We start from the raw sequence: 12,887 nt of genomic DNA on the forward strand, positions 1-12,887 counted from the left end.
GGAGCTGTGAAAACGGCTCCGCTTTTTTGTTGGCTACAACAATCACACTATCCGCGTTGTCCAGCCAAACGGCACAGCATTTCTGTCACTAAATAGCTCTTTTCAAATGAGCTAACAGGTAAAAATTCAAAACGAGAGTGGAAATTCAGTGCACCAGTGAAATAGTTTGGTGTGAGTAATCCTCTTGCTGAAAGCGCAGAGCCATCTGTACCTCCTCGCATTGGGATCACATTAGGTTGAATATTTAATTGTTTTAATGCTTCAAAAATAAGTTCGATAGCAGTGCGATCTTCTCCAATCGAATCACTGATATTGCTATACACATCGACAATCTCATAGTTGATTTGTGCACGAGGATGGCGAGCTTGGATCAAAGCAACAGACTGTTTAATAAACTGTTTACGAGCTTCATAACTTTGTTTATCAAAGTCACGAATAGCCATTTTAATCACTGCATTATCAGGATTGGCTATTAAATCGGTGACATAGAAATAACCTTCTCGATGCTCGGTATGCTCTGGTGTATCAAAGCGGTCAAAACAGCCAATAAAATCATGAGCAACACGAATTGGGTTTAACAATACATTTTTCGCGGACATTGGGTGCGCAGTAACACCTTTTACAGACACTTTAATTGACGCGGCATTGAAGGTTTCATACACCACTTCACCTAATGCACAACAATCAATAGTGTAAGCAAAATCAACGTCAAAGCGAGATAAATCCATCAGTTTAGAACCGCGTAATCCAATTTCTTCATCGGGTACAAACGCGACATAGATATCGCCACAATCAAAATCAGCTTGTTGCAGTTTATCCATTAATTCCATCACAACGGTGATCGCCGCTTTATTATCAGCCCCTAATACACTTGTGCCATCACTGAAAATAATCTCTTCACCGATATAAGGCACAGCTTCAGGGTGTTCTTGAGCTTTAAACCAGATGTCTTTCTCTTGGTTCAAACAGAGATCTATACCTTCATAACGCAGTGTTTGAGGGTGAATATTGGGTGATATTCCCACATCAACCGTATCAAGATGAGCAACAAAACCCACTTTAGGCGCATTGGGATTATTACCTGGTCTCATCGCATATAAAATGGCATGAGAGTTGATATAAATATCTTTTAATCCATAAGTTTCTAGCTCTTTAGCCAGTAACTTTGCTAGCTCAAGTTGCCCTTGTGTGCTGGGTACCACAGAAGCAGATGCATCACTTTGGCTTTCAACTGCCAGATAACGGAAGAAACGCTGTTCTAACTTTTGACCTAGGGTGTTCATTATAATGTTGTTCCTAATACTGTTATTTTATAAGAATGATTTATGCAGGTTGCCATGTATATCCACTGTCAAAACCAAGAGGGATATCTAATCCCCAAAAGATAAACAGTGTGGTGGTTAATACAATAAGCAAGCCAATAGTAAAGGGGATCATCATTGAGCATAGTGTACCGATACCTGCACCTTTATAGTATTTTTGGCAATACATCAAAATCAGTGGATAGAATGGGAACATTGGTGTGCTCACATTCATTGCAGAATCACTAACACGGAACGCGGCTTGCGTTAATTCAGGTGAAATTCCGACAGCCATTAACATTGGCACTAATACTGGTGCAATCACTGCCCATTTCGATGTTGCTGAGGTGATCATGATATTTAAGATTGCAGTCAGCAATATCACACCCAACACAGTCATACCTGAAGGCATATTAAGCGTGCGCAGTAATTCCGCACCTGATAATGCTAATAGTGTACCTAAATTTGAGTGCTGAAAAGAGTAAAGAAATTGAGCCGCAAAAAAGGCGAAAACGATAAATGGGATCAGTGATTTGGTGATATTTTCCATTGCTTTGACAATATCTTTTGTAGACGCAAAAGACTTTGTCATATAGCCATAAATTAAACCGGGTACAGAAAAGAAGATAAACAGTAAAGGCACCACAATTTGCATAATTGGGGCTTTAGGGCTGGTTAAACTGCCTTCTGGTGAACGTAATGGTGAGGTTTCTGGTAATAACAGTGCAAATAAACCAATTCCCATTAGCACCACTGCCCAACCCGCAAAACGGAATGCCCGTTTTTCTATTGGTGTGATTTCACCTAACTCTGCATCTTTAGTATCAATACTAGAAGAGAAAGGGCAGTTTTTATTTAACCAAGGCTCTACAATTTTTTCAGTGATATACCAACAAGTTAAAATAACGCCAAATGTTCCACCTACGCTAAAAAAGTAGTTACATAAAACGTTAACACTATATCCCGGAGCCATAATTTGTGCTGCTTCTTGAGTAAAGCTTTGCATTATTGGGTCAATAATTGACGGTGTATAACTTGCTGTAAATCCACCCGCCAAACCTGCAAATGAGGCTGCGATACCAGCTAAAGGATGACGACCACTGGCATAGAACATCATCGCAGAGACTGGCATAAGAATAACGTAAGCAGAGTCGGAAGCTAAGTGTGCAACAATACCAACAAAAACAACCGTTGGTGTCAGCATTTTAGGAGAAATAAACGAAAGCATTTTTTTTAGAGCCGTTTTAATAAAACCGCTGCTTTCTGCAATACCAATTCCTAATGTTGCAACAATCGTTATTCCAAGTGGAGGAAAGCTAATGAAATTTTTCACCGCACTTGTCACAAATAATATGATCTCTTCATATTGAAACATATTAATAACGGCGATTTTCTCTTTAGTCACTGGGTGGAAATAATCAAAATGTACAAATGAGAGGAAGAATGAAAATATCCAGCAGATCACTAAGGCGTAAACGAACAACATCGTAACATCAGGCATGATATTACCAATGCGTTCGACTCGGTTTAAAAAACCTTTTTTATTGGGTTGTGTTTGTGTTGTCATATTTATAATGCATCTTTTTATAAAAGTAATAAAAATCACCTTAAATAAATGACAATAAAAAGTAAATTTATTTTTAAATAATAAGTAGTTACCGAGGTTCATATAAAAGAAAGAGAAAAGGAATAATATATTAGAAATTATTATATTTAGATTTTTGTCGTCATTATTTTTCAGTTGTTAAAAAATGCTTTATTTATTTTTACACTCTATTTTGAATAAAAATAGGTGGATTATGCTGAATAATCATCCTGAATTCTTTAGAGTTGTTTTTGAAATTATTGTAGAAAACTTGTTTTATAAAGATCTATAAAATTAAAAATAAATAAAATAAGAAAAATTAAAAAATAGTTTTATGAGAAAAAGATGTGAGGAAAATAAGAAATGAAGCTAATAACTATTGAAAATAAGAATATCAACCATTTCTATTTTCTTAAAATGGCCGATATTCTAAAGAATGAATTTTAACGCAGAATATTCAACATACGACGTAAAGGCTCTGCGGCACCCCATAACAGCTGGTCACCCACTGTAAAGGCTGAAATAAATTCAGGGCCCATATTTAGTTTACGAATACGGCCTACTGGTGTGCTCAATGTACCTGTGACTGCTGCTGGTGTTAATTCACGCATAGTTAATTCACGATCATTAGGAATGACTTTTACCCAATCATTATGGCTTGCGAGTAACTGTTCAATCTCTGCAACAGGTAAGTCTTTTTTCAGTTTTAAGGTGAATGCTTGGCTATGGCAACGTAATGCACCAATACGAACACAAAGACCATCCACAGGAATGATATTAGAACCTGTATTTAAGATCTTGTTAGTTTCAGCTTGCCCTTTCCACTCTTCGCGGCTTTGACCGTTTTCTAGTTGTTTATCAATCCAAGGGATCAAACTACCTGCAAGAGGAACACCAAATTGTTCGGTAGGCATTGTACCGCTGCGCGTAAAGTTAGTGACTTTACGTTCAATATCTAAGATTGCAGAGGCTGGGTTTTCTAGCTCTTTAACCACTTGATTATGTAAAGAACCCATCTGTGACAGTAGCTCTCTCATATGACGAGCACCAGCCCCAGACGCCGCTTGATAAGTAGATACGCTTGCCCATTCCACTAGATTGTTAGCAAACAGACCACCTAATGACATTAGCATTAAACTGACGGTGCAGTTACCACCGACAAAGGCTTTAATGCCTTTATTTAAGCTGTCTTGAATATGTTGTCCATTAACAGGATCGAGAATAATCACTGCATCATCATTCATACGCAGTGCTGATGCGGCATCAATCCAGTAACCTTGCCAACCGGCTTGGCGTAGTTTGGGATAGATTTCATTGGTGTAGTCACCACCTTGGCAACTAATAATAATATCGAGTGATGCTAAGGTATCAATGTCATAAGCATCTTGCAGAGTACTACGGTGATTACCATAAGCAGGTGCTGCTTCACCTAATTGAGATGTGGTGAAGAAAACAGGGTTTATCCCATCAAAATCACGTTCTTCAACCATTCTTTGCATTAAAACGGAGCCGACCATACCACGCCAGCCCACAAAACCAACATTTTTCATTGTAATTACCCTGTCTTTGTCTGTAGGAATAGTGAGAGACCTCACACTAACCTGACAAAATATAGAGATAGGTGCAAGTGAATTTATTGATTATTTGCCAAAGAATTAGAAGCGTTTCTTATAGTCTGCATAGAGTTAACAAAAGGAAACCACAGAACGAACAAATATCAATAATTTGTTAAAAGCAAAATGGATGAGTCATTAAAGTGTAAGAATATTCTGTTATTTCTTATTTCGTTTTTTTAATAAATAAAAATATATTCTTGTTTAAGAAAATAGAGTAAAAATAGAAAAATGTAAAATAGTGTAATATATAAGAAAAACGTATTTACTTAGATATGGCTCCAAGCTTTATACTGAAAAACGTTATCCAAGAGATGACATAAATTCATAAATAAAAAATAACGATGAATATTCTTCATTTTATCTGATTTTTATTTTACCTTGATAAAAAGGTTTTAGGAGGCGCAAATGGATATATCTACATTCATTCCATTATCTACGTATTACTCATATTTAAAGCGGTTTGTGATTTCACCAACCACAATGGGTACTATCGCACCTTCATCTCGTTGGTTATGTTATGAAATGCTGGATAAACTCAACTGGCATCAAGATGTTCAAATTGCAGAATTAGGTGCGGGTACTGGCGTTATTACGCATCAAATTCTAAAAAGAATGTCTGCACATTCATCGTTAGATGTCTTTGAAATAGAACCGAGTTTCGCCACTGAACTGCGTAAAATTGATGATAAACGCTTAAGGATTTATACCACATCAGCAGAGAAATTAGATAGTCATTATAATATGATTATTTCAGGGCTTCCTTTTCTATCTATTAATCGAAAATTAGGATTAAAAATCTTAAAACGGGTTCATAGTGAGTTATTAAAAACACAAGGTTGCTTTGTTCTTTTTCAATATACAACGCGATATGAAAAGACATTATCTCGTTATTTTCATTTGGAAAAAAGACGTGTAATACGAAATGTTCCTCCTGCTTGGGTTTATTATTGCACACCAAAAATAAAATAGGGTGAATATAAAGCTTATTCGATTTTTATATTGTAAATAATCAATATTATTTATTCAGATAAAACTTGAGCAAGCCGCATAATACTGTTTTCAATTTCGGTAGGATTATGAGCCGCATATCCTAATAATACGCCTTGTTTAGGATAAGCTTGTATACAGTAACGTGATAAAGGCTGTATAGCTAAGCCAATTTCTTGCCCTTTTTTAACAATATATTCTTCTGTGTAGCCAGCTAGTAGCCAGCAGATAATATGGATCCCAGAGTCTGTCGGTTCAACACAGAAAACATGAGATAAATGTGTTTTTATGGCATTAGTTAATACTTGATAACGTTCATAGCAGGCTTTTCGTATTCGCCGAACATGGCGTGCATAATGACCTTGAGAAATAAACAGCGCTAATGTTGCTTGCTCTAAAAAGCCTGAGTGAGAGTCGGTGTAGTATTTAGCGACTTTAAAAGCGTCAACTAAAGTTTGAGGCACGACTAAAAAGCCTAAACGAAATCCGGGATACATCATTTTTGAAAATGTACCGGCGTAAATAACGCGCTGGTATTTATCTAAACCTTGTAGAGATTGAATGGGTTTAGAGTGATAGCGAAATTCGCTATTGTAGTCATCTTCAAAGATCCACACATCATGGGATGATGCCCACTCTAATAACGCAATACGGCGTGAAAATGAGAGGGTATTACCTAAAGGGAATTGATGTGAAGGTGTTGTAAAAACAAGTTTTGCTTCAGGACACTGCTCTATTCCTTGAAAAATATCCATTCCATCAATATCTGAACTTATTGGGTGTGATTTTATACCATAAGATGTGAAGATCCCTCGTGCGCTGTCATAACCAGGATCATCTAACCAAACGGCATCGCCTTCTTTTAATAATACTCTGGTGGTGAGGTTAATCGCTTGCTGTGTTCCATTTACAATAATGATTTGTTCAGGTTGGCAATAAAGACCACGAGTTGATTGCATATATTGGCATATCATCTCTTTTAATGGGGTATAGCCTGTTGGCGAATTAAATGTTGCGAGTGCTTTTTTTGATTGCCGCCAAACACGCCCTAATAATCTTCCCCAAAGTTCATGTGGAAAAAGATCAACACATCCGACCCCGACGTGAAAAATAGGGTTACTGTTTATATTGGGTTGCGATTGTTGCCAAAAATCCTGTGCTTTTTGCATATTCGGATTTAGCGTTTCTAACGGATTTTCTATTAACAAAGAAGAGGCTGGATTGGTTGTTTTAACCCACTTATCAGAAATAATGGCATCAGGGATTGTACTTGCGACAAAAGTACCTGCACCGCGTCGAGTAAATAAATAACCTTCATCAATTAAACGTTCAAATCCTGCAATAACAGAATTACGGGAAATCGACATCATTTCAGCTAAGGTACGGCTTGATGGTAAGCGACTACCAGAAGATAAACGCCCATCTAAAATAGCTTTTCTAATCGCGTGATAAATCTGAGAACCAATAGGTCCTTCCTCTAAAACAAGGTTAGGAAAATAAGCTGTTTTTTTCTGTTTCATAAAGTGGATCCTATAAAAACACAAAAAGTGTACCTTATTGAGAACCAAAATTAAACGTACCATGGCAACGATTAAAGGCAGGGTGATACCTTTTGTTTATACCGTTTATGAAAGTAGAAGGAAGCGAAGAGATGAGCACAACACCAATAACTGTTTCAATTCAGTTTGTTGAACAAGCGCATTATGCTCAATGGTTGCCACATTGGTTAAGTTATCAAGTATTTTATAAAGTTGAGTTATCAGAAGAAATTACATTAAAAACATGGGCACGTTTTTTTGATGAAAAAGAGCCTGTTTATTGTGCCGTAGCGATGGAAGGTGAAAAGGTATTGGGTTTTGTTCATTACCTTTTTCATCGTTCAACATGGGCTGAAAGTGATTTTTGTTATTTAGAAGATTTATTTGTTTCACCAGATATACGCGGCCGCCACGTAGGTAAGCAACTTATTGAATTTGTTAATCAACAAGCAAAACAGCGTGATTGTGCTCGTTTATATTGGCATACACAGGAAACCAACTTACGCGGTCAACGTTTATATAACTGGGTGGCAGAAAAACCAGGTGTGATTGAATACCGTATGGCGCTGTAAAAGAACGTTAGGTAGGACAGATAGGGTATAAAAGAGATGGCAATATTTACCATCTCTTTTCTGAGTTAGGGTTATTTATTAGATTAAATTTCGGTTAATTAAATGCTTGTTGGCAATAGAATTCATTGCCAACTTTTTTGGCTTCTTCACAAGCCTGTTTCATTAATTCATCAGCTTTTTGCTTATTTTGTTCGATAATATGATATTGACCAGAGAACATAAAAGAGGCCATTGCTTGAGCAAATCCTTCAAAAGTTATTTCGTTGGCTTTTGCAAACCACATATTCGCTTTTTTAGTATCTACAGGGACATTACCTACTCCGCTATAAAGAACACCTAACCAAATCGGCGCATAAACCAGTTCAGGTTGATGCGTTGCTGCGGCTTCTTCTAATAACGCAATTGCTTTTTTATAATCGGTTTCACCAGATAAAGGTGCTATCAGCGCTGTTGCTAGACTTATTTTTCCTCTTATGCTTCCTTTATTCGCTGCGATTGTTGCTAATTTTCTTGCATCAACATAATGATTTTTAAAATAAGGGTCAGTATTAAATAAATAGAGATCAGCAAGTAGTGCGTAGGCATCGGCATAATCATTTTTTATGGCTTCATTAGCCCACAGTTGTGCATTGAAGAGATTTTTTTCTACACCCGTTCCCATTAAATACATTTCAGCCAATTGATATTGAGCTTGTGCATTATGGTTTAGTGCTTCTGTGCGGGTTTGTTCAAACACTCTTTTTTCTTGTTCTTCAAAATTAGCATGCAAAGAAAAAGAGAAGAAAAGGGTCATTAAACTGATAAAGGTCGAAATAGATTTAATAAATGTCATGTAGAGTACCGTTTGTAATGATTTTGAAAATCTTACCAATAATAATGGTATAAAAGCAGTTTATTTCTTCGACTTAATCAAACAAATAACAATATTGGGAGAGCGATAATGGCGATTGACCTTAGCAATCTTGTCACTGAAAGTAGAAATCATAACAGTGAAAATATAGACACACTTTCAACATTCGATATGCTAAAAGTCATCAATAATGAAGATAAAAAAGTGCCATTAGCAGTCGAGAAAGCGTTACCTGAAATTGCTCAATTAGTTGATAAAGTTGCAATTGCTTTTTCTCAAGGTGGTCGCCTTATTTATTGCGGAGCAGGTACATCGGGACGATTAGGGATTTTAGATGCCAGTGAATGCCCTCCAACTTATGGTACACCTTATGATATGGTGATTGGTTTAATTGCTGGTGGACACAAGGCTATTTTACAAGCTGTCGAGAATGCAGAAGATAATATTCAATTAGGTGAACAAGATTTACGCCAACTTAATTTTAATGAAAAAGATGTATTAGTGGGTATTGCTGCGAGTGGCAGAACCCCTTATGTCATTGGTGCTTTAAATTATGCAAAATCATTAGGTGCGACAACAGGTGCCATCAGCTGTAATCCTGAAAGCCCTATTGCACAAATTGCAGATATCGCTATTACACCGATTGTGGGAGCCGAGGTAGTCACGGGATCATCACGAATGAAAGCGGGCACGGCACAAAAACTTATTCTTAATATGATAACAACGGCTGCGATGATAAAAATCGGCAAAGTGTTTGGTAATTTGATGGTGGATGTTGAAGCCACCAATGCCAAGCTTGTTGAGCGCCAAGTTCGTATTGTGATGCAAGCAACAGAGTGTGAAAGAGCTATTGCTGAACAAGCGTTATCACAATGTCAGCGTCACTGTAAAACTGCAATTTTGATGATCTTAGCAAACGTAGATGCACTTCAAGCCACGCAGATGCTTAACCAAAATAAAGGATTTATTAGAAAGGCGTTGGGTGAGTGATTTTCATTTATTAAAGAGAATGTTAAATTTTATTCTTGATAAAAGCCAGCTAATACAAGGTATTGGCTGGCTTAATGATGGGCTGTAAACAGCTAAGAAATCTTACTCAATATTTTGGATCTGCTCGCGCATTTGTTCAATTAAAACTTTTAATTCAATGGCTGAATTGGTGACTTCAGTATTAATTGATTTTGAGGCTAATGTGTTGGATTCACGGTTAAATTCTTGCATCATAAAGTCAAGACGACGACCTACCGCTTCTTTTTTAACAAGAATTTTGCGCGTTTCTTTAACGTGAGCTTCTAATCTATCCAATTCTTCTGCGACATCTAAGCGTTGCGCTAACATCACTAACTCTTGTTCTAAACGATTATTATCAATTTGAACCTGTGCTTCTTCTAATTTGCTGGTTAAGCGCTCGCGTTGCCATTGTAAAATTTCTGGCATTTGAGCTCTTACTTTAACGACTTCTGCGCTAACCGCATCTAAACGTTGCTCGATAAGTTCTTTGAGTGATTGTCCTTCGGCTTCACGACTAGCAATAAAAGCATCGATTGCTAGATCTAATTCGGCTAAAAGTTCAGTACCAATCGCATCTAAGTCTTGCTCTTGTGCTGAAATCACACCCGGCCAACGTAAAATATCAAAAGGGCTGATAGTGCCTTCATGGCTATGGCTTTTTACCCAATTTGCAGAAACAATCAGTTGTTTTGCGAGATTTTCATCAAGATTTAATTCACCTTGAAAGCGAGCATTAAGATCAAAACGTAAGTTACATTCAATTTTACCGCGCGTTAAGCGATTACGTAGACGTTCACGAATAACAGGCTCTAAACTACGTAATTGCTCAGGTAAACGAATATAAGTTTCAAGGTAGCGCTGGTTTACGGAACGCAGTTCCCAAGCGGCAGTGCCCCAGTCTTTTTTGATGTCTCGGCGAGCAAAAGCGGTCATGCTACGGATCATAATAGGGTCTCAATAATGTAAAAGATGATATGATTATAACCCTATGCATCAATACAAGGATAGGCATAAGCCATTTTAGGTCGTATAATGCGCCCCCAATATGTCAGAGAAAGCGGAGATAACACCATGCGTCCAGCAGACAGACAAGCAAACCAAGTACGTCCTATTACCATTACTCGCCACTATACAAAACATGCTGAAGGTTCTGTATTAGTCGAATTTGGTGATACTAAAGTCTTGTGTAATGTCACTGTAGAAGACGGTGTACCTCGTTTTCTGAAAGGACAAGGGCAAGGATGGGTGACCGCAGAATACGGCATGCTTCCTCGCGCAACAAATAGTCGTAATGCTCGTGAAGCGGCTCGCGGTAAACAAACGGGTCGTACTATGGAGATCCAGCGTTTAATCGCTCGCTCATTACGTGCCGCGGTTGATTTAAAAGCACTAGGTGAATTTACCATCACTGTAGATTGTGATGTTATCCAAGCGGATGGTGGTACACGTACTGCATCTATCTCTGGTGCTTGTGTCGCATTAGTTGATGCTTTAAATAAAATGGTTGAAGAAGGCAAACTGAAAAAAAGCCCTCTGAAATCAATGGTAGCTGCAGTCTCTGTGGGTATTGTTGATGGTGAACCATTATGCGATCTTGAATATGTTGAAGATTCAGCAGCAGAAACAGACATGAATGTGGTGATGATCGATGATGGTCGTATGATTGAAGTTCAAGGTACGGCAGAAGGCGCACCATTTAGCCATGAAGAATTACTTGCTTTACTCGCCCTTGCGAAGGGGGGATTAGAGAAAATATTTGAAGCGCAAAAAGAGGCGCTTAAGCAATAAATTCTATTTTTAAAGGCGACTGAGAAGTCGCTTTTTTTATGCCTAAAATTTGTCATCAAGTAACGTAGAGAGGAGAAAGAAATGAAAGCCTACCAACGCCGCTTTATCGAACTAGCATTAGCAAAAAATGTCCTGAAATTTGGTGAGTTCACGCTGAAATCAGGAAGGGTGAGTCCTTACTTTTTTAATGCCGGTTTATTTAATACAGGGCGTGATTTGGCTTTATTGGGGCAGTTCTATGCGCAAACATTATTAGATAATAATGTGTCTTGTGATGTGTTGTTTGGACCTGCTTATAAAGGGATCCCTATTGCAACTACAACGGCAGTCGCATTGGTTGAACATCATGATATCGATATCCCTTACTGTTTTAATCGCAAAGAGGCTAAAGATCATGGTGAAGGAGGAACATTAGTAGGAAGCCCATTGAAAGGTAATGTAGTGATTGTTGATGATGTCATTACAGCAGGTACTGCAATTCGTGAGTCAATGGAAATCATCAAACAGCATGATGCAACGCTTTCTGCGGTGTTATTAAGTTTGGATAGACAAGAGAAAGGGCGAGAAGAACTTTCTGCAATACAAGAGTTAAAACGTGACTATCAATGCCAAGTGTATTCGATTATTACTTTGGATGATTTAATTAGCTACCTAAGTGAGAGTGAGACTCTGTCTGAGCATTTACCTGCGGTTAAAGCTTATCGTGAACGCTACGGTGTGAATTAATAAAGTTAATACGCGATAAACGAGTTGGCCGATTATAGATAAAAAAAAGCCCTCGCCCAATTATGGGCGGGGTGAGTAGTACAATGAATCTTCTGCGACAATTATCACAGATATTGAAATATAAAAAGGACTTTTACAGCAGGGGCAAAGCGAGTCGCTAATGCCACAATGTAGGAACTGCACGAGTGCCATTCCTGATAAATACATTTAGGTAACTATGTACCAGAGGACGCATGTTAACACAAATAAGAAAAAAACGGCATATCTGTAAATTTCAAATTGTTGAGTTAAATCACGAGTCCATCATTTCATTGTAACTGTGCCAAAATTAATGGCCAGCGGGCTTCAAATTCTTGAGTGGGTTGATAGCGAAATTCTGTGCGTACAAAGCGCGCTAGCATGCCTTCACAAAAAGCGAGTAATTGTGAAGCAAGTAATGCTTCATCATGTAAAAAGGCACTCCCTTCACGAATTTTACGTTCTTTGATAACTTGTCGAAGCTGGACTTCAATGCGTTCATAAAGCTGGTTTATTCGCCCTTGTAATCTGTCTTGTTCAAACATCAAAGCATGACCCGTTAAAATACGAGATAACCCTGGATTTTTTTCAGCAAAACCAAGGATCAAGACAAGAATTAAGCGAATTCTTGCCACAGCGTCTTTTTCGTCTTTTAAAATCAAATTAATACGAGAGACTAAGCTATCTTCGATAAACTCAATTAAGCTATCAAACATTTTGGTTTTACTTGGAAAATGTCGATAGAGCGCAGCTTCAGATACACCAACAGTAGCGGCAAGCTTCGCCGTTGTAATGCGCTGACTACCGTCACTTGATTCCAACATTTGGGCAAGTGACTGTAAGATTTCATCCCGTCTATTTCTTTTCTTTTTGGTTTCTTTTTCTTCTGCCATGA

At 37.8% G+C, this 12,887-nt stretch carries 12 protein-coding genes; 5 read left to right on the forward strand and 7 right to left on the reverse strand.

Annotated elements, in window-relative coordinates; all coding sequences use genetic code 11:
• Positions 1–47: 47 nt before the first annotated feature.
• The 3 genes from pepT to asd form a co-directional block, all read right to left on the reverse strand.
• A complete protein-coding gene (gene pepT, locus ABN212_RS11725) occupies positions 48–1,283 on the reverse strand; it encodes a peptidase T (protein WP_232797631.1) in 1,236 nt (411 codons plus the stop codon).
• Positions 1,284–1,323: 40 nt separating this feature from the next.
• On the reverse strand, positions 1,324–2,868 hold the full coding sequence (locus ABN212_RS11730; RefSeq protein ID WP_198620297.1) for an AbgT family transporter: 1,545 nt from the start codon (positions 2,866–2,868) through the stop codon (positions 1,324–1,326).
• Positions 2,869–3,329: 461 nt separating this feature from the next.
• Positions 3,330–4,436, reverse strand: a complete 1,107-nt coding sequence (gene asd / locus ABN212_RS11735; protein ID WP_100157779.1) for an aspartate-semialdehyde dehydrogenase — start codon at positions 4,434–4,436, stop codon at positions 3,330–3,332.
• Between the two features lie 471 nt (positions 4,437–4,907).
• Between asd and ABN212_RS11740 the strand changes: the two genes are divergently transcribed.
• The gene (locus ABN212_RS11740) at positions 4,908–5,471 is read left to right on the forward strand and encodes a class I SAM-dependent methyltransferase (protein WP_109373362.1); all 564 of its coding nucleotides are present in this window, start codon (positions 4,908–4,910) and stop codon (positions 5,469–5,471) included.
• A 50-nt stretch (positions 5,472–5,521) separates the two neighbouring features.
• On the opposite strand, the gene ABN212_RS11745 is transcribed toward ABN212_RS11740, so the two are convergent.
• Positions 5,522–7,009, reverse strand: a complete 1,488-nt coding sequence (locus ABN212_RS11745) for a PLP-dependent aminotransferase family protein (protein ID WP_349443257.1) — start codon at positions 7,007–7,009, stop codon at positions 5,522–5,524.
• A gap of 131 nt (positions 7,010–7,140) precedes the next feature.
• Between ABN212_RS11745 and ABN212_RS11750 the strand changes: the two genes are divergently transcribed.
• Positions 7,141–7,599, forward strand: a complete 459-nt coding sequence (locus ABN212_RS11750) for a GNAT family N-acetyltransferase (RefSeq protein WP_160229842.1) — start codon at positions 7,141–7,143, stop codon at positions 7,597–7,599.
• 94 nt (positions 7,600–7,693) lie between these two features.
• Here the strand turns inward: ABN212_RS11750 and ABN212_RS11755 are convergent, their stop codons facing one another.
• The gene (locus ABN212_RS11755; RefSeq protein ID WP_349443258.1) at positions 7,694–8,431 is read right to left on the reverse strand and encodes a tetratricopeptide repeat protein; all 738 of its coding nucleotides are present in this window, start codon (positions 8,429–8,431) and stop codon (positions 7,694–7,696) included.
• 108 nt (positions 8,432–8,539) lie between these two features.
• Here ABN212_RS11755 and murQ point away from each other — a divergent pair, with 108 nt between their 5' ends.
• Entirely contained in the window at positions 8,540–9,439 is a 900-nt protein-coding gene (gene murQ, locus ABN212_RS11760; protein ID WP_349443259.1) for an N-acetylmuramic acid 6-phosphate etherase, read from the forward strand.
• A 102-nt stretch (positions 9,440–9,541) separates the two neighbouring features.
• On the opposite strand, the gene ABN212_RS11765 is transcribed toward murQ, so the two are convergent.
• Complete coding sequence (locus ABN212_RS11765; RefSeq protein WP_196533674.1) at positions 9,542–10,405, reverse strand: YicC/YloC family endoribonuclease; 864 nt, start codon at positions 10,403–10,405, stop codon at positions 9,542–9,544.
• A 126-nt stretch (positions 10,406–10,531) separates the two neighbouring features.
• On the opposite strand from ABN212_RS11765, the gene rph reads away from it, so the two are divergent.
• Together rph and pyrE are read left to right on the forward strand one after the other, a co-directional pair.
• Positions 10,532–11,248 carry a ribonuclease PH gene (gene rph / locus ABN212_RS11770; RefSeq protein ID WP_349443272.1) on the forward strand — a complete coding sequence of 239 codons (717 nt, stop codon included), beginning with the start codon at positions 10,532–10,534 and terminating at the stop codon, positions 11,246–11,248.
• An 81-nt stretch (positions 11,249–11,329) separates the two neighbouring features.
• The gene (gene pyrE / locus ABN212_RS11775) at positions 11,330–11,974 is read left to right on the forward strand and encodes an orotate phosphoribosyltransferase (RefSeq protein WP_099073912.1); all 645 of its coding nucleotides are present in this window, start codon (positions 11,330–11,332) and stop codon (positions 11,972–11,974) included.
• A gap of 308 nt (positions 11,975–12,282) precedes the next feature.
• On the opposite strand, the gene slmA is transcribed toward pyrE, so the two are convergent.
• On the reverse strand, positions 12,283–12,885 hold the full coding sequence (slmA, locus tag ABN212_RS11780; protein ID WP_109373373.1) for a nucleoid occlusion factor SlmA: 603 nt from the start codon (positions 12,883–12,885) through the stop codon (positions 12,283–12,285).
• Positions 12,886–12,887 lie beyond the last annotated feature (2 nt).

Origin of the sequence: Proteus genomosp. 6 (assembly GCF_040139785.1) — a bacterium.
Lineage (GTDB): Bacteria > Pseudomonadota > Gammaproteobacteria > Enterobacterales > Enterobacteriaceae > Proteus.